This is a genomic window from Pseudomonas sp. 3HC3 (genome assembly GCF_044904505.1).
Classification (GTDB): Bacteria; Pseudomonadota; Gammaproteobacteria; order Pseudomonadales; family Pseudomonadaceae; genus Aquipseudomonas; species Aquipseudomonas putida_Y.
Map to the genome: position 1 here is coordinate 1 of NZ_JADDRH010000032.1, position 19864 is coordinate 19864.

Annotated in this window: 18 protein-coding genes; 14 read left to right on the forward strand and 4 right to left on the reverse strand. The window is 61.1% G+C overall.

The genetic code is table 11. The features are described from left to right. Both INQ47_RS24880 and norR read right to left on the reverse strand, forming a co-directional pair. On the reverse strand, window positions 1-1577 hold a 1577-nt coding region (locus INQ47_RS24880), incomplete at its 3' end, for an Ig-like domain-containing protein (RefSeq protein ID WP_404702833.1). 190 nt (window positions 1578-1767) lie between these two features. Then, window positions 1768-3324, reverse strand: a complete 1557-nt coding sequence (gene norR, locus INQ47_RS24885; protein WP_404702834.1) for a nitric oxide reductase transcriptional regulator NorR — start codon at window positions 3322-3324, stop codon at window positions 1768-1770. A gap of 154 nt (window positions 3325-3478) precedes the next feature. Here norR and hmpA point away from each other — a divergent pair, with 154 nt between their 5' ends. The 14 genes from hmpA to INQ47_RS24955 all read left to right on the forward strand — a co-directional run bounded on the left by hmpA (window position 3479) and on the right by INQ47_RS24955 (window position 17469). After that, complete coding sequence (gene hmpA / locus INQ47_RS24890; protein ID WP_404702835.1) at window positions 3479-4657, forward strand: NO-inducible flavohemoprotein; 1179 nt, start codon at window positions 3479-3481, stop codon at window positions 4655-4657. Between the two features lie 518 nt (window positions 4658-5175). Next, entirely contained in the window at window positions 5176-5682 is a 507-nt protein-coding gene (locus tag INQ47_RS24895) for a disulfide bond formation protein B (protein ID WP_021781743.1), read from the forward strand. A gap of 559 nt (window positions 5683-6241) precedes the next feature. Next, a complete protein-coding gene (gene cyoA, locus INQ47_RS24900; protein ID WP_021781744.1) occupies window positions 6242-7183 on the forward strand; it encodes a ubiquinol oxidase subunit II in 942 nt (313 codons plus the stop codon). 3 nt (window positions 7184-7186) lie between these two features. Next, window positions 7187-9205, forward strand: a complete 2019-nt coding sequence (gene cyoB / locus INQ47_RS24905; protein ID WP_003248603.1) for a cytochrome o ubiquinol oxidase subunit I — start codon at window positions 7187-7189, stop codon at window positions 9203-9205. A gap of 3 nt (window positions 9206-9208) precedes the next feature. Continuing rightward, entirely contained in the window at window positions 9209-9832 is a 624-nt protein-coding gene (cyoC, locus tag INQ47_RS24910) for a cytochrome o ubiquinol oxidase subunit III (RefSeq protein ID WP_010952048.1), read from the forward strand. Next, window positions 9832-10164 (forward strand): cytochrome o ubiquinol oxidase subunit IV, encoded by a 333-nt coding sequence (gene cyoD, locus INQ47_RS24915; protein WP_003248599.1) that lies wholly within the window; start codon window positions 9832-9834, stop codon window positions 10162-10164. The genes cyoC and cyoD overlap by 1 nt, the downstream gene beginning before the upstream one ends. Before the next feature lie 11 nt (window positions 10165-10175). After that, on the forward strand, window positions 10176-11063 hold the full coding sequence (cyoE, locus tag INQ47_RS24920; RefSeq protein WP_003248596.1) for a heme o synthase: 888 nt from the start codon (window positions 10176-10178) through the stop codon (window positions 11061-11063). A gap of 307 nt (window positions 11064-11370) precedes the next feature. Beyond that, window positions 11371-12579: an alanine transaminase gene (gene alaC / locus INQ47_RS24925; protein ID WP_404702836.1), complete on the forward strand. Its 1209-nt coding sequence runs from the start codon at window positions 11371-11373 to the stop codon at window positions 12577-12579. 114 nt (window positions 12580-12693) lie between these two features. Further along, entirely contained in the window at window positions 12694-13821 is a 1128-nt protein-coding gene (locus INQ47_RS24930; RefSeq protein WP_404702837.1) for a hypothetical protein, read from the forward strand. A 160-nt stretch (window positions 13822-13981) separates the two neighbouring features. Continuing rightward, window positions 13982-14365: a YkgJ family cysteine cluster protein gene (locus INQ47_RS24935; RefSeq protein WP_016393961.1), complete on the forward strand. Its 384-nt coding sequence runs from the start codon at window positions 13982-13984 to the stop codon at window positions 14363-14365. An 830-nt stretch (window positions 14366-15195) separates the two neighbouring features. Continuing rightward, window positions 15196-15651 carry an REP-associated tyrosine transposase gene (locus tag INQ47_RS24940; RefSeq protein WP_404702838.1) on the forward strand — a complete coding sequence of 152 codons (456 nt, stop codon included), beginning with the start codon at window positions 15196-15198 and terminating at the stop codon, window positions 15649-15651. 212 nt (window positions 15652-15863) lie between these two features. After that, window positions 15864-16427 (forward strand): GNAT family N-acetyltransferase, encoded by a 564-nt coding sequence (locus INQ47_RS24945; RefSeq protein WP_021781750.1) that lies wholly within the window; start codon window positions 15864-15866, stop codon window positions 16425-16427. Between the two features lie 86 nt (window positions 16428-16513). Then, window positions 16514-17053: a hypothetical protein gene (locus INQ47_RS24950; RefSeq protein WP_103443511.1), complete on the forward strand. Its 540-nt coding sequence runs from the start codon at window positions 16514-16516 to the stop codon at window positions 17051-17053. A 20-nt stretch (window positions 17054-17073) separates the two neighbouring features. Next, entirely contained in the window at window positions 17074-17469 is a 396-nt protein-coding gene (locus INQ47_RS24955; RefSeq protein ID WP_404702839.1) for a lysozyme inhibitor LprI family protein, read from the forward strand. 135 nt (window positions 17470-17604) lie between these two features. On the opposite strand, the gene mnmH is transcribed toward INQ47_RS24955, so the two are convergent. Further along, window positions 17605-18717, reverse strand: coding sequence for a tRNA 2-selenouridine(34) synthase MnmH (gene mnmH / locus INQ47_RS24960; protein WP_252458449.1), 1113 nt, complete (start codon window positions 18715-18717; stop codon window positions 17605-17607). Further along, window positions 18717-19751 carry a selenide, water dikinase SelD gene (gene selD, locus INQ47_RS24965; RefSeq protein WP_404702840.1) on the reverse strand — a complete coding sequence of 345 codons (1035 nt, stop codon included), beginning with the start codon at window positions 19749-19751 and terminating at the stop codon, window positions 18717-18719. The genes mnmH and selD overlap by 1 nt, the downstream gene beginning before the upstream one ends. Window positions 19752-19864: the final 113 nt, after the last annotated feature.

Genomic DNA, 19864 nt, shown 5'->3' on the forward strand with positions numbered 1-19864 from the left:
CGGGTGCCGGCCGGCGCGGTACCGGTGAGGGTGGTGCCATCAGCATTGATGGCCAGATTGCTCGGGCTATCGGGCGCAGTGGTCAGCGGTACGTCGTACTCGGTAGCCACGGACGCATTGCCGCTTGTGTCGGTCTGCACCAGGCTCAACTGCTCGCCCGGCTGCGCCGCCGGATCAAGATCAATCATGAAAGTGCCATTGGCTCCCACAATACCCGTACCGATCACGGTGCCACTGGCATCACGCACTTCGACAGTGGCGCCGGGTTCACCGCGACCGCTCAGGGCCAGGCCGTCAGCGCCTACAGCAATGTTGCTCACCGCATCGGGCGGTGTGATGTCCGGCGCATCGAATTGCAATGGGGCAGAGCTGTTGCCGGCGGCATCCACCAAACGCACATCGAGTGCTTCACCATTGGCCTGGGCAGGCGACAGGGTGAGGCTGAACAGGCCGTCGGCACCGACGACACCGGTGCCAATCAGGTTGCCGGCTGCGTCGCGCACCTGCACGGTAGCACCAGGCTCACCGCGACCGGTGAAGGTGACGCCTTCGGCCAGGGCCAGGTCGGTCGGTTGTTCAGGGGCTGTAGTATCAGGGGTGTCGACGTCCGGTGCCGTGATGCTGGCAACTGGCGAGCTATTGCCTGCCGCGTCTGCAGCGCTGACCTCCAGGGCCTGGCCGTCGCTTTGTGGCGGTTGCAGGGTGATGCTGAACTGGCCGTCCGCACCCGCCACCGCAGTGCCCAGCAATACGCCACCTGCGCCTCGTACGGATACCGTCGAGCCGGGCTCGGCACGACCGGTGAGGGTGGTGCCCTGTTCATTGATCGCCAGGTCGGTCGGTGCCAGTGGTGCAGTTGCGTCCGGTGCAGTGACAGTGCCAGGCGCCGAGACATTGCCGGCGGCGTCGGTCAGGGTGACATCAAGGTTTTCGCTGTTGATCTGCGGCGCACTCAACGTCACGTCGAAGTTGCCGTCGGCACCCACTGTGCCGCTGCCGACCAGGTTGCCGGCGGCGTCGCGGATGTTCACCGTGGTGCCTGCTTCGCCACGGCCGGTCAGACGCAGGCCATCTGGCGAAACCAGCAGGTCGATCGGTGTGGCCGGTGCGCTGGTGTCGGGGTCGGAGCCGCCGCTGCTGCCCCCGCCGCCGTTGTCCGCTGCTGCTGCGGCGCCGCCCACGCCGAGCAGGCTGAGCCCGGCAATCGCCCAAGTTGGCATGGCGCTGCCTGCAGTACCGATGCCCGCAACCAGTTCGTCCAGCGAGGCCACTTCTTCGAAGGTGAAACCGGTGAACGCTGCCGCATCGTATTGGGCATGCCACAGGGTGCCATCTTCGCCGACGAAGACCATATCGCTGCCGACCCCGGTTTGGTCCACGGCGAAGAAGTTACCGATGGTGACTTTTTCACCCGACTTCAGGGTGACGATCAGGTCCTGCCCACGTTGGGTGACGGTGGCCACTTTGTCGGGAGATACCGGTATCTGCACGACGCTTGGTGCTTTGAGATTGATATTGCCCCAGGCGCTCTGAGTGGCGACTTCGGATTGCTTATCGGCGACGACGATGTTGTCCATGGATGCTCCCTGCTGATATCCGGATCCCCCGGTCCGAGTGTTCGGGCCATAACCGGCGTAACAGAGCCCTGTGAGGGGTTTTACGCACAGCCTCGACCAGGCAGTCGACAAACGGGTGGTTAGGGAGATATAGCAGCCAGTGGGGAAGCAACCAGATGGCTTTCTGGGTTAATCCTTTGGTAGAAAAGCCTCAGCGAAGCCCTAGCCTGCGGGCCAAACGGCTCAGGTTTGCGCGGTCCAGGCCGAGTTCGCGGGCCGCTGCTGCCCAGTTGTCCTGATGCCGCTGCAGGCAGGCTTCGATCACCTGTCGCTGGTAAATATCGACGGCTTCACGCAAGCCGCCTTCAGGCGGGGTGACCACTTGCAGCGGTGCTGCGGGGGAGGGCAGCGTGCCTGGCATCGCTGTCGACACACGCAGGTCCAGGTCGATGGCTTCGAGGGTGAGGATACGTGGGCGATCAGGGTGCTGGCCTAGCGCCTTGAGTGCCGAGCGGCCGATCAGGTGTTCCAGTTCGCGCACATTGCCTGGCCAGTCGTAGGCGATCAACGCGGCTTGGGCCTCATGGCTCAGGCGCAGGCTGTTCAGGCCAAGCCGTGAACGGTTCTGTTCGAGGAAGTAGCCCGCCAATAGCAGCACGTCTCGCCCACGTTCGCGCAACGGTGGCACGTGCAGCGGGTATACGCTGAGGCGGTGATAGAAGTCGGCGCGGAAGTTGCCCGTACGCACCTCGGCAGCCAGGTCGCGGTTGGTCGCGGCGATCAGTCGCACGTCCACTCGGTGCTCGCGGTCCGAACCCAGGCGCTGCAGTTGGCCGCTTTGCAGCACGCGTAACAGCTTGGCCTGCACCGTCAGCGGCAGTTCGCCAACTTCGTCGAGGAACAGCGTGCCGCCGTTGGCCAGCTCGAACTTGCCGCGGCGCTCGCCATGCGCGCCGGTGAAGGCGCCGCGCACATGACCGAACAGTTCGCTTTCCACCAAGGTGTCGGGCAGGGCGGCGCAGTTGAGGCTGACCAGCGGCTTGTCCGCGCGGCTACTGGCCCGGTGCAGGGCCTGGGCCACCAGCTCCTTGCCGACCCCGGTTTCGCCGGTGATCAGCACGGTCAGGTCGCTGCTGCCGACCAGACGAATTTCTTCCACCAGGCGTTTGTGCGCGGGGCTCTGGCCAATCAGCTCTCTATCCTGGCCGCTGGCCTGGCGGTAGAGCTCGGCGCGGTGATGTTCGTCTTCGGCGCGCAGGGCCAGGTGCTCGATACGCTCGGCCACGGTAACGGTGGCGGCCGCCAGGCTGGCAAAGGCCTGCAGGGCATCCAGCTCCAGGCTCTGGAACTGCCCGGGGGTGAGGGCGTCGAGGGTGACCAGGCCCCATGGGCGCTCATCGACCATCAACGGGCAGCCCATGCAGTCGTGCACTTCAAGGTTGGCATCGGGGGCGTGGACCAAACCATCATAGGGGTCGGGCAGTTCGGAGTCGCTGGCGAAACGGGTGGGTTCCGGGCGGCTGAGCAGTATCTGGAAGCGCGGGTGCTCGCTGACCCTGAAGCGACGGCCGAGAGTGTCGGGGCTAAGGCCATCCACTGCCAGCGGCACCAGCCATTCACCATCCAGTCGCAGCAGCGCTGCGGCATCGCACGGCAGCAGGCCACGCATGGCTTGCAACAGGCGGCGGTAGCGCTCCTGGTCGGGCAAATCGCGGGACAGGTCGCTGACCAGGGGCAGCAGGGCGGTGAGTAGCGGCTTTGTAGTCATATGGACTCCTGTGGGTCAATATGACTATACGTGGGGGTAGGTCTTTTTGACATGACCTGCATCAAACCCCTGATTTTACGGGCGATAAAAGTTGGCATGATTGCTGTAACGGTTGGGGCAGTCATTTGAAGCCACAGGCTCAGGAGTTGTTGCAATGCTCAATGCCGAACAACGTGCAATCATCAAGGCCACTGTACCTCTGCTGGAAAGCGGCGGCGAAGCGCTGACCACCCACTTCTACAAGATGATGCTCAGCGAGTACCCCGAGGTACGGCCGCTGTTCAACCAGGCCCACCAGGCCAGCGGCGATCAGCCGCGTGCGCTGGCTAACGGCGTGTTGATGTATGCCCGCCATATCGACCAGCTGGAGCAACTGGGTGGTCTGGTCGGGCAGATCATCAACAAGCATGTTGCCCTGCAGATTCTGCCGCAGCACTACCCGATTGTCGGAAGCTGCCTGCTGCGCGCCATCGAGGAAGTGCTTGGCAAGGACATTGCCACCCCTGCGGTGATCGACGCCTGGGGCGCGGCCTATGGCCAGCTGGCCGACATTCTGACTGGTGCTGAAGAAAACCTTTATAGAGAGAAGGAAGCGGCCGAGGGTGGCTGGCGCGGTACGCGTGAATTCCGCCTGGTACGCCGCGAGCAGGAAAGCAGCGAGATCGTTTCGTTCTACTTCGCCCCGGTGGATGGCATGCCGGTGCTCAAGGCAGAACCTGGCCAGTACATCGGCCTGAAGCTAGACATAGACGGTGCCGAGCAGCGCCGCAACTATTCCCTGTCGGCGCTGTGCGACGGCAAGGAATACCGCATTAGCGTCAAGCGTGAGGCGGGCGGCAAGGTCTCCAATTACCTGCACGATGACTTGGTGGTCGGCGATACCCTGCAACTGTTCCCGCCTGCGGGGGACTTCACCCTGGCAGCCAGCGACAAGCCGCTGGTGCTGATCAGCGGAGGGGTGGGCATTACCCCGACCCTGGCAATGCTGCAGGCAGCACTGCAAACCCGGCGCGAGGTGCATTTCATCCACTGTGCGCGTAACGGCGCGGTGCATGCCTTCCGGGACTGGATCGATGGTTTGGCGGCACGTCATCCACAGCTCAAGCGCTTCTACTGCTATGCCGAGCCGGAAGGTGGCGCTGCAGCCGATGCGGTGGGTTTGCTCAGTGAAGACCTGCTCGCCGAGTGGCTGCCGCAGGAGCGTGACGTGGATGCCTACTTCCTCGGGCCGAAAGGCTTCATGGCGGCGGTCAAACGCCAGCTGAAGGGCCTGGGGGTGCCGGAGCAGCAGAGCCGCTACGAGTTCTTCGGGCCGGCGGCAGCGCTGGAGTGATGTAGCGCCTGTGCCGGCCTCTTCGCGGGCAAGCCCGCTCCCACAGGTATTGCACCGGTCTTGAATGTGATGCCGTCTCTGTAGGAGCGGGCAAGCCCGCTCCTACAGGTATTGCACCGGTCTTGAATGTGGTGCCGTCTCTGTAGGAGCGGGTTTACCCGCGAAGGGGCCGGTACAGGCTTATAAAGTACTCGTCCCCCCGCTGCAGCACACCTTTCTGCCTATATATAAAGGAAAGATGAAACCGGGCGCTGCGCTTTCATCCTTAATCATCCTTTAATCACGGTATCCTTCACTCCCGGGTGTCGAGGGGCTTGCCCCTGCGCGGCACCTGGGCAGCCGTTTTTTTGCCGCCCGGCGTTGAACCGACGTCGTTGCGGCCGGTCTCAGCCACACTGGATAGCCCTGCGCAGTGCTTCCGCGACGCTCCCTCGGCATGCTCACAGGCCATGCCCAGCGTGTAGACTTGCGCCCAGGCAGGCGGATCACGCTGCCACTATCCATCGAAGGAACCGGCAATGAACGAACAAACATCGCGCCTGAATCGGGAACGGCGCTTTCTGGTGCTGTTGGGCCTGATCTGCCTCTCGCTGATCGGCGGCGCCCTCTACATGCAAGTGGTGCTGGGCGAGGCACCGTGCCCGCTGTGCATCCTGCAACGTTATGCATTGCTGTTCATTGCCGTGTTTGCCTTCATCGCTGCGGCGATGCCTGGGCGCCGCAGCCTGACCTTCTTCGAAGCGTTGGTGGTGCTCAGTGCTATTGGCGGAATCGTTGCGGCCGGCAACCATGTGTATATACTCGCCAACCCCATGGTCAGTTGCGGTATCGATACCCTGCAACCGATTGTGGATGACCTGCCACTGGCAAAGCTGTGGCCACTGGCGTTTCAGGTCGACGGCTTCTGCAGCACGCCGTACCCGCCGATCCTCGGCCTGTCGCTGGCGCAATGGGCGCTTGTGGCCTTCGTGCTGACCGCAGTCCTGGTTCCGCTCGGTATCTACCGCAACCGACGCCAGGTTTAGACAAAAGTCCCGAATTGCATGGGGTCTTTTGCACTCCATGCGAAGAGGGAAAAGTTGCGCACCGCTTGATCCAGATCAATCCCGAAGCCTTGTAGAATGCGGCTTTGAGGCCTGGCAAGCGGGGTGCGACAAACTGTCGCGAAGTTGAATTATTGAGCAGTATTGTTACGGATTCTGTAAAAGACTGTTGCTCAATAAGTCATAGTCAAGGGTTGGCGACCTATCTACAATCGCCCCCAATTTCCGTTCGGCACTGCTTGCGAGTCGCAGGATTGAAGGAAGCCTCAGCGCTCCTTTTTGCTGACTTCGTCAAGTTTCGCCCAACGGCGATACCGGGCGGACACCCCTCCGCGTTTTCCCGCACCAAATGGACTTGGTCTGAAGTACAGGCCTGTTGCCTACGAAACCATAAGCACCGCTAACCCGCTTGAAGCCAAGGTCCTGCAGTCGGACCCCAGGCAGGAGTGAGTACGGGCGCGAAATGCCTCACTTGGCAGGACGAAGTGCTGGCTACCAAAACACAAATTGCATTGAAGCAAGCTGATCTAGAGGTCGTGAGATGAGTAAAAAGCGTTACCCCAGACTGTTTGGCATATTGCCCTTTTTAGGCATGCTTTTACTCAGTGGGTGCAACTGGACCCTGCTCGACCCGAAGGGCCAGGTCGGCATTGAGCAAAAGAACCTGATCCTGATCGCTACCGGCCTGATGCTGCTGGTGGTAATCCCTGTGATCATCATGACCTTGGCGTTCGCCTGGAAGTACCGTGCTTCCAACAAGGCAGCCACCTACACCCCTGACTGGTCGCACTCGACCAAGATCGAGGCCGCGGTATGGATCATCCCGATCCTGATCATCATCGCCCTGGGTTATGTCACCTACCACTCCACCCACAAGCTGGACCCGTATCGTCCGCTGGATTCGGACGTTAAGCCGATTCAGATCGACGTGGTCGCGCTGGACTGGAAGTGGCTGTTCATCTACCCGGAGCAGGGCATTGCCACGGTCAACAAGATCGTCTTCCCGGCTAACACCCCGGTCAACTTCCGCGTCACTTCCGACGCTGTGATGAACTCGTTCTTCATCCCAGGCCTGGGCGGCCAGATCTACGCCATGGCCGGCATGACCACCAAGCTGCACCTGATCGCCAACGAAAATGGCGAGTTCGACGGTATCAGCGCCAACTACAGCGGTGCTGGCTTCACCGGCATGAAATTCAAGGCTACTGCCACCTCTCAGGAAGACTTCGACAAGTGGGTCGCTGAAGTCAAGCAGTCGCCGAAGAAGCTGGACAAGGCCGAATACGCTGCCTTGGCCAAACCAAGCGAAAACAACCCGGTCGCGCTGTATAGCGAGGCTTCGCCTGAGCAGTTCCAGCTGATCGTCGACAAGTACGAAGGCATGAACCGCGGTCGTAGCCACGAAGAAGCAGGCAGCACAGATCTGGCCACAACCAAGGGTGTGGAATCGAGTATGCAACCAGCTGCCGGTGCAGAGGAGTAAGAGATGTTCGGTAAACTAAGCCTGGAGGCGATACCCTATCACGAGCCGATAGTCATGGTGACGCTTGCCATGATCGCGCTCGGCGGTATCGCTGTCGTCGGTCTTATCACCTATTTCCGCAAGTGGACCTACTTGTGGAGCGAGTGGCTGACTACTGTCGACCACAAAAAGATCGGCGTGATGTACATCATCGTCGCGATGGTCATGCTGCTGCGCGGCTTTGCCGACGCCATCATGATGCGTACCCAGCTGGCTGCCGCAACCGGCGGCTCCGAAGGCTATCTGCCGCCTGAACACTATGACCAGATCTTCACCGCTCACGGTGTGATCATGATCATCTTCATGGCGATGCCGTTCTTCACCGGCCTGATGAACCTGGCGGTTCCTCTGCAGATCGGTGCACGTGACGTTGCCTTCCCGTTCCTGAACTCCCTGAGCTTCTACCTGCTGCTGGCAGGCGTGCTGCTGGTCAACATCTCGCTGGGCGTTGGTGAATTCGCCAAGACCGGCTGGGTTGCCTATCCGCCGCTCGCGGGCATTCAGTACAGCCCTGGGGTGGGTGTCGACTACTACATCTGGGCGCTACAGCTATCCGGATTGGGTACGACGCTTACCGGCGTGAACTTCCTCGTCACCGTGATGAAGATGCGCGCACCTGGCATGAAGCTGATGGACATGCCGATCTTCACCTGGACCTGCACCTGGGCCAACGTACTGATCGTCGCTTCGTTCCCGATCCTGACTGCTGCACTCGCTCTGCTGACTGTTGACCGTTATCTGGACTTCCACATCTTCACCAACGAGCTTGGTGGGAACCCGATGATGTACGTCAACCTGTTCTGGGCGTGGGGTCACCCTGAGGTTTACATCCTGATCCTGCCGGCCTTCGGCGTGTTCTCGGAAGTAACTTCGACGTTCTCTGGCAAACGCCTGTTCGGCCACCACTCGATGATTTACGCATCGGGCGCGATCGCCATCCTCGGCTTTGCTGTATGGCTGCACCACTTCTTCACCATGGGTGCCGGCGCCAGCGTCAACACCTTCTTCGGCCTGGCGACGATGCTGATCTCCATTCCGACCGGTGTGAAGCTGTTCAACTGGCTGTTCACCATGTACCAAGGCCGTGTGCGCTTCACCGCACCGATGCTCTGGACCCTGGGCTTCATGGTCACCTTCTCCATCGGTGGCATGACTGGCGTACTGCTGGCCGTTCCGGGTGCTGACTTCGTTCTGCACAACAGCCTGTTCGTAATTGCGCACTTCCACAACGTGATCATCGGTGGCGCGGTATTCGGCTACATCGCCGGTTTCGCCTTCTGGTTCCCGAAAGCCTTCGGCTTCACCCTGAACGAGAAGTGGGGCAAAGCTGCCTTCTGGTTCTGGCTGTCGGGCTTCTACGTTGCGTTCATGCCGCTGTACGCCCTGGGCTTCATGGGCATGACCCGTCGTCTGAACCACTCCGACAACCCACTGTGGGAACCCTACCTGTACGTAGCCGTTGTCGGCGCCGTGCTGATCCTGTTCGGTATCGCTTGCCAGCTGATCCAGATCTTCGTTTCGGTCCGCGACCGCAACCAGAACCTGGACGTGACCGGCGACCCATGGGGCGGCCGTACCCTGGAATGGTCGACTTCTTCGCCACCTCCGTTCTACAACTTCGCTCACATGCCTGAGAAAGTTGGCCTGGACTGCTGGCACGAAGCCAAGGAAGCAGGCGTTGCGTACAAGGCTCCGGCCAAGTACGAAGCCATTCACATGCCGAGCAACACCGCTACCGGTCTGTTCATGGGCCTGTTCCTGACCGTCTTCGGCTTCGCCTTCATCTGGCACATCTGGTGGCTGGTTGGCGCGAGCCTGGTTGCAACCATCGCTGTCTTCGTTCGCCACGCTGCGCGTGACGACCAGGGCTACATGGTTCCGGCCGAAGAAGTGGCGCGCATCGAAGGCGAGCGTATGAAAGCGCTGGCCAAAGCAGGTGCTCTGCCTGCCGGCGCACGTGTCGAATCGTTTGAGCGGGTGTAATCAATGTCCAGTCAAGTAATGCACGGCGCTGCTCATGGTCACGACCATGGGCACGACGACCACCACCACGACTCGGGCCAGATGACCGTACTGGGCTTCTGGCTGTACCTGATGACCGACTGCATCCTGTTTGCGTCGCTCTTCGCCACCTACGCGGTGCTGTCCGGCAGTTTTGCCGGCGGCCCGTCGGGTCATGACATCTTCCAGCTCGATTTCGTAGCTGTTGAAACGCTGTTCCTGCTGCTTTCCTCGATCACCTTCGGCTTCGCCATGCTGAAGATGTTCGATGGCAAGAAAGCTGGCGTACTGGGCTGGTTGGCTGTGACCTTCCTGTTCGGTGCAGGCTTCATCGCGATGGAAATCTATGAGTTCCATCACCTGATCAGCGAGGGCTTCGGCCCGCAGCGCAGTGGCTTCCTGTCGGGCTTCTTCGCCCTGGTAGGTACCCACGGTCTGCACGTGACTGCTGGTCTGATCTGGATGGCAATCATGATGTACCAGATCAACAAGCACGGCATCACGCCGACCGCCAAGACCCGCATGAGCTGCCTGAGCCTGTTCTGGCACTTCCTGGACGTGGTCTGGATCTGCGTATTCACCGTCGTTTACCTGCTGGGGGTTCTGTAATGGCTAACGCACACGACACTCATCACGAAGGTAATCACGGCAGCGTCAAGTCCTACATGATCGGTTTCGTACTGTCGATCATCCTGACTGCGATCCCGTTCGGCCTGGCCATGACCGCCAGCCTGCCGAAGAACCTGACCGTTCTGATCATTGTTGCCATGGCCGTGATCCAGGTAGTTGTTCACCTGGTTTACTTCCTGCACATGGACCGCTCGAAAGAGCAACGCAACAACGTTTCGACGTTCCTGTTCACCACCTTGGTGATCGCTCTGCTTGTCGGCCTGTCGCTGTGGATCATGTTCAGCATCCACTTCGAAATGTTGGCCAAGTGAGGTAAGACTGCATGTCCGTTAAGCACTTTATCCAAATCACCAAACCGGGGATCATTTTCGGTAACGTGCTTTCCGTGGCAGGCGGTTTCTTCCTTGCCTCGAAGGGCCATGTGGATTTCGCCCTGTTCCTGGCGGTGGTGATCGGTACTTCGCTGGTGGTTGCGTCCGGATGCGTGTTCAACAACTGCATCGACCGTGACATCGACCACAAGATGGAGCGCACCAAGAACCGCGTTATGGTTCAGGGCGGCATGTCGCTGCCCCTCGCGCTGATCTACGCCACCCTGCTCGGGGTGGCGGGTTTCAGCCTGCTGTATGTCCAGGCCAATCCGCTGTCTGCGTTCTGCGCACTGATTGGCTTTGTCGTCTACGTCGGTTTCTACAGCCTGTGGCTGAAGCGTAAATCGGTGCACGGCACCTTGGTCGGCAGCCTGTCCGGTGCCATGCCTCCGGTGATCGGCTACTGCGCCGTGAGCAACAGCTTCGACCTGGCTGCGGTAACCCTGCTGGTGATGTTCAGCCTGTGGCAGATGCCGCACAGCTTTGCCATCGCCATCTTCCGCTTCAAGGATTACAGCGCTGCCAACATTCCGGTCCTGCCGGTGGCGCGCGGCATCCTCGCGGCGAAAAAGCAGATCGTGCTGTACGTGCTGGCCTTCGTGCTCGCCACCCTGATGCTTACCCTTGGCGGTTACGCCGGCCTCGGCTACCTGGCCGTAGCAGCAGCCATGGGCCTGTACTGGCTGTACATGGCCTGGGGTGGTTACAAGGCCGAGGACGACAGCAAGTGGGCCCGCAAGGTGTTCGGCTTCTCCATTCTCACTGTCACTGCCCTGAGCGTGATGATGGGTGTGGACAGCCAGACCGCTGCGGACGTGCTGATGACCTACGCTCGCTGAAACTGCTGCCTGTTTCACGAAAACCCCGGCCTCTGCGCCGGGGTTTTTTTTGGTGTTTTTCCTGGGCTGGCCTCTTCGCGGGTAAACCCGCTCCTACAAGGTTCCTGTAGGAGCGGGTTTACCCGCGAAGAGGCCAGAACGGAAAATATAAATCTCTGATTTTCAAACAATAGATCTGAAAAGTTATAAAAAAACAGGAAATTATCCTTTACAGGTATCCTGTTTCAGCACTATCTTCTGACTCAGGCCGCCACATCGGCCAGCGTCGCTCGGACGGTTCCGGGCGCTTACGTCCTCAGAGGAAGCCATGGCCAACCCAGGTTCGCCGCGCCGCTTTGCGCGCATCGATCGTCTCCCCCCTTACGTCTTCAACATCACTGCCGAGCTCAAGATGGCCGCCCGCCGCCGTGGCGAGGACATCATCGACCTGAGCATGGGCAACCCCGATGGCGCCACCCCGCCGCACATCGTCGAGAAGCTGGTACAGGTCGCCCAGCGTGAAGACACCCACGGCTACTCCACCTCGCGCGGCATCCCGCGCCTGCGCCGGGCCATCTCCAACTGGTACAAGGACCGCTACGAGGTCAACATCGACCCGGAAAGCGAAGCCATCGTCACCATCGGCTCGAAAGAGGGCCTGGCCCACCTGATGCTGGCCACCCTCGACCAGGGCGACACGGTGCTGGTGCCCAACCCCAGCTACCCGATCCACATCTACGGCGCAGTGATCGCCGGTGCCCAGGTGCGTTCGGTGCCGCTGGTGCCGGGTGTGGACTTCTTCAACGAGCTTGAGCGGGCCATTCGCGAGTCCATCCCCAAGCCGAAGATGATGATCCTGGGCTTCCCGTCCAACCCGACCGCGCAGTGCGTGGAGCTGGACTTCTTCGAGCGCGTGGTGGCCCTGGCCAAGCAGTACAACGTACTGGTGGTGCATGACCTGGCCTATGCCGATATCGTTTACGACGGCTGGAAAGCCCCGTCGATCATGCAGGTGCCGGGTGCCAAGGACATTGCGGTGGAATTCTTCACCCTGTCCAAGAGCTACAACATGGCCGGCTGGCGCATCGGCTTCATGGTCGGCAACCCTGAGCTGGTCAGCGCGCTGGCGCGGATCAAGAGCTACCACGACTACGGCACCTTCACCCCGCTACAGGTCGCGGCCATTGCCGCGCTGGAAGGCGACCAGCAGTGCGTGCGCGACATTGCCGAGCAGTATCGCCAGCGCCGCAACCTGCTGGTCAAAGGGCTGCACGAACTGGGCTGGATGGTCGAGAACCCCAAGGCGTCGATGTACGTGTGGGCGAAGATCCCGCCGGAGTATGCGCATCTGGGTTCGCTGGAGTTCTCCAAGAAGCTGCTGGCCGAGGCCAAGGTCTGTGTGTCGCCGGGGATCGGTTTTGGTGACTATGGGGACGACCATGTGCGCTTTGCTCTGATCGAGAACCAGGACCGTATTCGCCAGGCCATCCGCGGAATCCGGCAAATGTTCCGGGCTGATGGTTTGGCTCGCAAGTGAGCCGATCGGGGCTGCAAAAGCAGCCCCAACTGCCTCTTGGGTGAGCTTTCCGCCTGCCTTCTGGTTACCCGTACGCCTACCTTCAGCACTCATTTCTCACCAAAGAGATCCCCCATGAGTGTCTTCACCGCCTACTTCTGCGGCACTGGCTCGCACCGTTTTGACGACGCCAATCCCAACTTCTGGAATGGCGAGCTGGTCTCGACCCTGGCCAGCAACGACCAGAGCCGGGAATTTGCCCACTGGATCGCCGTCGACGGCCCAGGCAGCGGCAACCTTCAGGATGACAACCTGTTCGTCGAACCCGGCGGCTATTTCAACTGGACCGGCCAGCTGTTTGGCCGCGGCTGGGAGGAGAACGTCAACCATGTGCTGCAGGTCATCAAAGGCGAAAGCAGCTGGCGGCGCACCAAACTCAGTGAGCAAGAATACGAGCGGCTGAAAGCTGCCGGCGTGCCGATTCCGGATGTTTCTTCCTCCGCCTCATGGTTCTGGCGAACCTACGACTACGGCGATCGCCACCCAACCCCGCAGGAACTGCAGGAGCGCATCATCAGCATGTTCCGCAAACCGCGCCTGCCAACCCAGGTCAACCTGGTGGGCTGGAGCAGGGGAGGGATCAGCTGCCACATGCTGGCCAATGCCATGGCGCAAGACCCGGTATTGCGGGGCATACCGGTGAACATATTTGCCATCGATCCGGTGCCTGGCGTCGGTAACGTGCAAGCCGAGCGCGTAACGTTGGCGGATAACGTCAGAGAGTACGTAGGCTTCTACTCAAGGGATGAGCGCTCCAAAGGTTTTGCCTGCGTGATCCCTTCGGTCGCCAAAGGGACACGGATATGCGTTTATCCGATGCCGGGTCGCCATGCCACGCTGGTGGGCAACGCCTCGGCTGATGGCGCAGGCGATGGCAAGGTGCTGGCCGAACCTGGGCTGATCGTTCGCCACTTTGCCGAGGTTTGCCTGACCCGCTGGGGCGTGCGACTGGACAAACGTCTGGCCTTGAGCAGCAGCCAGTTGATGAAGTATCACCAGGTCATGGCGGCTGTCGACAGGCAGTACCAAGCCATGCGTAGTGAGTCCTACACGGTGCTCACCGAGGGCGATAAGAATGATCGTCTGGTGCATTGTGGCGACGTGCAGACGCAGTTCAGCAAGGTACAGGGAGGTGACTACAAGCCGAGCGCAGGCCTGGGTTTGCAACGCTGGGACGCTGAAACCTATCAGCCCATCTGCTAGCTGAAAGGGGGCGGCCGGTGAAGGCACTGGTCGCCCTTGTTCAGTGGCCGGATCAGCGGCAACTTTTTTTGCATTCCCCCTCTATCCAGCGGCCCCCGCTTGGATTAAAAATGGCGCCGCGGGCCAGCCCCGATAACAACAACCTTCCCTCCGTGACATCATGTCTGAATATAACCCTTGCCTTGACTGCGGCGCCTGCTGCGGGTACTTCCGTGTGTCCTTCTTCTGGGGCGAATGCCAGTCTGCCGGGGGCCTTGTGCCGGACGACCTGGTGGTGCAGATCAACCCCACCCGCGTTGCCATGATCGGCACCGATGCCAAGCCTTGCCGCTGTGTCAGCCTTCAGGGCGAGATCGGAAAGGAAGTGGCCTGTACCATTTACGCCAACCGTTCCAGTCCTTGCCGCGAGTTCGAGGCGTCCTGGGAGGGTGGGGTTCATAACCCGAGCTGCGATGATGCGCGGGCGGCGTATGGGCTGCCACCGTTGACTCCGCCGGGGGCGAACGAGCCGCATTGGCCGGATGATGGGGCTGAGGTTGCCTGAGCGTTTTTCGTTAGCTTGTATTTCAGGCCAGTCATTCCTGTGAAGGACGCGCGCCCCTTGGTGCATGGCGTGCTATCGCGTTGTACAAACAAGGCGGTCGCGCGCGGCTGTCACAGGCATAACTGGCCCGAAACGAATGGTGCGCGTTGGTGCCGGCTGCACTGGCCCGAAACGAATGGCACGCGTTGGTGCCGGCCGCACTGGCCCGAAACCAATGTAGGAGCGAGCTTGCTCGCGATGCGCCGCGCGGGCGGCGCTCGATTTGCGCACCACCACAAAAACCAAGGCATGCACACGGTGTCCCTGTCGCAATCTGCAATTGCAGGGGTTGAGTAATGGCCTGATGTACCTGTCGGGTGGGCCGGTAGCGGCTGGCAGGTGCATGCCTTGAGTTGTTCGTCGCCTATGAAATTGAGCGCCGCCCGCGCGGCGCATCGCGAGCAAGCTCGCTCCTACATTTGTTTCGGGCCAATTATTCCTGGGGGGAGTTGCGCGCCCCCTTGGCGCATGGCGTGATATTGCGTTTTTCAAACAAGGCGGTCGCGCGCGGCTGTCACAGGCATAACTGGCCCGAAACGAATGGTGCGCGTTGGTGCCGGCTGCACTGGCCCCAAACCAATGTAGGAGCGAGCTTGCTCGCGATGCGCCGCGCGGGCGGCGCTCGATTTGCGCACCACCACAAAAACCAAATCATGCACACCATGCACACGGCGGCCTTGTCGCAATCCCCGGTCATGTATCTGCCCACTCACACTCTGTAACCGTAAACCTCATTGGGCCCGCCAGACAACGCTATCCTGCCCTGGACATGTCTTTCAAGGCATGACCACATGCCCAAACCCCATGGCTGTCTACTACGTCGCGGAAGGTGTTCGGAGCCTGGCCGGCTGTACATGCTGACTTCGGTTACCTATCACCGCCGTCCATTGTTCCTGAACTTCCAATTTGCGCGCTTGGTAATTCAAATTCTTCGCAGAGCAGATCAGGAGCACCATTGCCGGTCATTGGCCTGGGTCGTGATGCCCGACCATGTGCATTGGCTGCTTGAGTTGAAAGACGTGACACTCGGGACATTGATGCAGCGTTTCAAATCCCGAACCAGCCATGCTTTGCGCAAAGCTGGAGCAAGGGTGGTGCCGATCTGGCAGGCGGGTTATCACGACCGGGCTTTGCGTCATGATGATGATGTGGTGAAGGTCGCCAGATACATCATTGCCAATCCGCTAAGAGCAGGATTGGTCTCCAGGATTGGGGATTATCCGCACTGGGATGCGGTCTGGCTCTGAGGGCATGCCTTAAGGGACAGGAATGACTGGCCCGAAACAAATGTTGTAGCGAGCTTCGCTCGCGATGCGCCGCGCGGGCGGCGCTCGATCTAAGCGCCCCTGAAGATCCCAAGGCAAGCCTCCTCAAACACACTCCATAACCCAAGACCTGCCCCACCCCACCCACATAACGTTAAACTGTCATCTCCCCAGCAATGGACAGGAGATCCGGTGTGACCCCACCCCGCAGTTTCCCCAGTGACCTCTGCCTCGACAGCCCGCGCCTGCAATTGCGCCCCATGCGCCATGCCGATGCCGCGCAGTGGTTGGCGATCATGGCCGACCCCGAGGTCATGCGCTATTGGCATCATGCACCCTGGCAAGACCTGGCCGAAGCCGAGAGCGCCCTGGCCGCCGACCGCGAAGCCTATGCCAATGGCGACCAGCTCAAGCTTGGCATGTACCGCCGCGACAACGGCGAACTGATCGGTATGGTCCAGCTGTTCAATATCGATGACGTTTCCCGCCGCGGCGAGATCGGCTACTGCCTGGCCAGCTCGGTTCAGGGCAGGGGATATATGGATGAAGCCTTGACCTGCTTCATCGACTACATCGCCAATACGCTGCATATGCGTCGTCTCGAAGGCGAGATCGACCCGCGCAACCAGGGTTCGGCACGCACCCTTGAGCGCCAGGGCTTCGTGCTGGAAGGCACCTTGCGGGCGCGCTGGTGCGTGGCTGGCGAGCTGTCCGACTCGGGTATTTACGGCTTGCTGCTGGAGCCGCCAGTAGTCTGATCTCGTAACACCCGAGCGTGAATTTGGAAGCGGGGCAGGGCCTGGGTTAAGGTCGTAAGCTGTCCCGTTTCTCTCAGGAATCCCCTTTGCCCGTTTTCTACCTGAGTATCAGCCTGCTGCTGTATCTGCTCGCCCTGTTCTTCGATGGTGCGCTGATGGGCGGCGAGCGTCACATGCCGGCCCTGCAGATGCTGCTGTACGGGCCATGGGGTATGCCATTCGGCTTGTACCAATGGTTCGCCAACCCACTGCTGGCCCTGGCCATCCTTGCCCATCGGCGGTTTCGCCGGCTGGCCTTGCTGGCCGGGCTTGCCGCGGCGTATCTGGCTGCCAGCAGTTTTGGCATCGACCGCTTGCCGGATAACCGCACCTACGAGTTTCATGACCTTACCGGCTTTGGTGCAGGCTTCTACCTGTGGCTGACAGCGATGGTGGTGTTTTGCCTTGGGCAAGCCTGGTTTTGCTGGAAGGCGCGAAGAGCTGACGACGTGCCAGGCTGGAACTGGCTTGATGTCGCCTTGATTGCCGCCCTGGGGGTAACGTTGTATGCAGCGACGCAAATGCCCTCGCTGCGCTTCGAGCCAGGCAAGGTGCTGATGCCACCGGAGCAGCCGCAGACGCTTTGATACCCACAAGGAGGGTTAGCATGACCAAGCATTACCTGGCAGGCCTGGCAGGCCTGGCACTGGCTTGCGTGCTACCTGTAGCGATGGCGGACGATTACACGGCGGCCTATGGGCAGTGCATGGACAAGGCCTCCAGCACCATGGCCATGCGCGCGTGCATTGGGGCCGAAACGCAAGTGCAGGACCAGCGCTTGAACCGGGTGTACAAGCAGTTGATGGGCAAGCTGGATGCCGGGCAGCAGAAGAGCCTGCGGGATGTACAACGCAAGTGGCTGGCCTACCGTGATGGCAATTGCCAGTTCCATGTACAGGCCAGTGGCGGGACCCTGGCGCAGTTGGAAGGTGGCACCTGCATGATGGACATGACCCGCGCCCGCGCGGCTGAGCTGGAGCGGGTGCTTAGCCCAGGGCAGTAGCGCCTGTTCGGGCATGATTGGCCCACATTTGCAGGCGCGGGTTTAGCCGCGAACATCGGCTTTGCCGGTGTCATGCACCGCGTTGCCGTCTTCGCGGGTAAACCCGCTCCTACAGGGGACTGGATGGTGCTGGTTCTATTTGCGCGGTTGGCGCAGCGCCCGGGCCTTGAGGTACTCGCGCACTTCCACGGCATCCCCGGCAAACTCGATGCGCTCGGCCTTGGCTTCGCGCTGGTAGGCATACATCGGGTCGTAGTACTCGTTCAGCAAGCCTTCGATCCAGCCCCGGTGCAGGTCTACTGCGCCGCTGCGCTGCTGCTCTTCCAAGGCTTCGCGTAGCCTCTCGGACAAGCGCTGATGGCGCTCTCCACCTAAACGCTTGTAGATGTTGGCCATGCTCTGCAGCATGCGCTCGGCAAACAACCGGGGACCGTCTTCCTCGCCATGCACGGCTATGAACTCGGCACTCAGGTTGACCACGTAGTCGCGCAGGATGCGCTCCACGCGGTTGGTGAAGCTGTCTTCAAGCCACACCAGCGGGTAATGCTGCATGCCTTGGTACAACTCCAGCGGCACCGTGCAGCTGCCGACAATGCGGCCTTCATCTTCCAGCACGAACTGCTCGATACCGCGGTCGCGCTTTTTCAGCACGTCGATTGCCAGCTGGTTTTCAAAGTCGATCTGCGCCGGTTGCGCCGTGGCGCGCTTGCCGAAACTGGAGCCGCGATGGTTGGCGTGGCCTTCAAGGTCGAGCACGTTGTCCAGCTGGTGCAGCACATCGGTCTTGCCGGTACCGGTCAGTCCACCGACCAGCACGAAATCACATTGCTCTACCGCTTGCTGGGTAGTCTCCAGCAGGAAGGTACGCATGGCCTTGTAGCCGCCTTTGACACGCGGGTACTGAATGCCCGCCTCATCGCGCAGCCAGCCCTGCACGATCTGCGATCGCAGGCCGCCACGGAAGCAGTACAGGTAACCGTCAGGGTGTGCCTTGGCAAACGCTGCCCAGGCCTCCAGACGGGCCTGCTTGGTGGCGCCACTGACCAGCTGGTGCCCCAGGGCGATGGCGGCGGCCTGGCCCTGCTGCTTGTAGCAGGTGCCGACCTTCTGCCGCTCCTGGTCGTTCATCAGCGGCAGGTTTACCACCCCAGGGAAGGCGCCTTTGGCGAATTCGACGGGGGCGCGCATGTCCATCATCGGCACGTCGTCGAGGAACAGCTGACGGAAGTCGGTGCAGTCGGGGCGCATCAGATCACCTCGACCGCATGGCTCTGTCGCTCGACCAGCTTGCCGATCGGGGACAGTTTCAGGCCCAGTTCCGCAGCCTCGGCGAGGAACTCGGCTTCACCCCCTGGGGCAACAGCAACCAGCAAGCCACCGCTGGTCTGCGGATCGCACAGCAGGTGCTTCTGGTCGTCGCTGAGGGCGCCGATCTTGTGCCCGTAGCTGTCGTAGTTGCGCAGGGTTCCACCGGGGATGCAGCCCTCGGTCAGGTAGTGGTCGACGCTAGGCAGGCGTGGCACGGCAGCATAGTCCAGATGCGCGGTCAGGCCGCTGCCTTCGGCCAGCTCGACCAGGTGGCCAAGCAGGCCGAAGCCGGTGACGTCGGTCATGGCCTTGACCCCGTCCAGCTTGCCGAAGCGGCTGCCGGGCGTATTGAGGGTGCACATCCAGTCGCGGGCCAGGCCCTGGTCCTGCGCGCGCAGCTTGGCCTTCTTCTCGGCAGTGGTGAGGATGCCGATGCCCAGGGGCTTGGTCAGGTACAGCTGGCAGCCTACGCTGGCGGTGTCGTTGCGTTTGAGGTGGCGTTTATTGACCACGCCGGTGACGGCCAGGCCAAAGATTGGCTCGGGCGCGTCGATCGAGTGGCCGCCGGCCAGCGGGATACCCGCTTCGGCGCACACCGCACGGCCGCCGCGGATGACTTCGCGGGCGACTTCCGGCGGCAGCACGTTGACCGGCCAGCCGAGGATGGCAATGGCCATCAGCGGATCGCCGCCCATGGCATAGATGTCGCTGATGGCGTTGGTGGCGGCAATGCGGCCGAAGTCGTAAGGGTCATCGACGATCGGCATGAAGAAGTCGGTAGTCGAAACCACGCCGCGCTCGTCGTCCAGCGCGTACACTGCTGCATCGTCGCGTGAGGCATTGCCGACCCACAGTTTCGGGTCCAGGGCCTGGGTGCCGCTTTCGGCAAGGATCACGTCCAGCACCTTGGGGGAGATCTTGCAACCACAGCCGGCGCCATGGCTGTACTGGGTCAGGCGAATCGGCTCGCTCATACGCACCTCTGCAGGTCAAATTGTTGCGCGATTGTAGCAAAGCTGGCCTTTGGGCCCTTGCCTCTTATAATTCCCGGTGTCGGCAAATGTGTCGGCACTTCCCCGCTATTGAA

What these genes read in the sequence shown, in the direction of transcription:
- INQ47_RS24940 (WP_404702838.1), top strand. Translation starts at nt 15,196, where the DNA reads ATGCCCAAACCCCATGGCTGTCTACTACGTCGCGGAAGGTGTTCGGAG.
- INQ47_RS24955 (WP_404702839.1), top strand. Translation starts at nt 17,074, where the DNA reads ATGACCAAGCATTACCTGGCAGGCCTGGCAGGCCTGGCACTGGCTTGC.
- INQ47_RS24930 (WP_404702837.1), top strand. Translation starts at nt 12,694, where the DNA reads ATGAGTGTCTTCACCGCCTACTTCTGCGGCACTGGCTCGCACCGTTTT.
- cyoA (WP_021781744.1), top strand. Translation starts at nt 6,242, where the DNA reads ATGAGTAAAAAGCGTTACCCCAGACTGTTTGGCATATTGCCCTTTTTA.
- mnmH (WP_252458449.1), bottom strand. Translation starts at nt 18,717, where the DNA reads ATGCGCCCCGACTGCACCGACTTCCGTCAGCTGTTCCTCGACGACGTG.
- norR (WP_404702834.1), bottom strand. Translation starts at nt 3,324, where the DNA reads ATGACTACAAAGCCGCTACTCACCGCCCTGCTGCCCCTGGTCAGCGAC.
- cyoD (WP_003248599.1), top strand. Translation starts at nt 9,832, where the DNA reads ATGGCTAACGCACACGACACTCATCACGAAGGTAATCACGGCAGCGTC.
- INQ47_RS24935 (WP_016393961.1), top strand. Translation starts at nt 13,982, where the DNA reads ATGTCTGAATATAACCCTTGCCTTGACTGCGGCGCCTGCTGCGGGTAC.
- cyoE (WP_003248596.1), top strand. Translation starts at nt 10,176, where the DNA reads ATGTCCGTTAAGCACTTTATCCAAATCACCAAACCGGGGATCATTTTC.
- cyoC (WP_010952048.1), top strand. Translation starts at nt 9,209, where the DNA reads ATGTCCAGTCAAGTAATGCACGGCGCTGCTCATGGTCACGACCATGGG.
- INQ47_RS24895 (WP_021781743.1), top strand. Translation starts at nt 5,176, where the DNA reads ATGAACGAACAAACATCGCGCCTGAATCGGGAACGGCGCTTTCTGGTG.
- hmpA (WP_404702835.1), top strand. Translation starts at nt 3,479, where the DNA reads ATGCTCAATGCCGAACAACGTGCAATCATCAAGGCCACTGTACCTCTG.
- alaC (WP_404702836.1), top strand. Translation starts at nt 11,371, where the DNA reads ATGGCCAACCCAGGTTCGCCGCGCCGCTTTGCGCGCATCGATCGTCTC.
- cyoB (WP_003248603.1), top strand. Translation starts at nt 7,187, where the DNA reads ATGTTCGGTAAACTAAGCCTGGAGGCGATACCCTATCACGAGCCGATA.
- selD (WP_404702840.1), bottom strand. Translation starts at nt 19,751, where the DNA reads ATGAGCGAGCCGATTCGCCTGACCCAGTACAGCCATGGCGCCGGCTGT.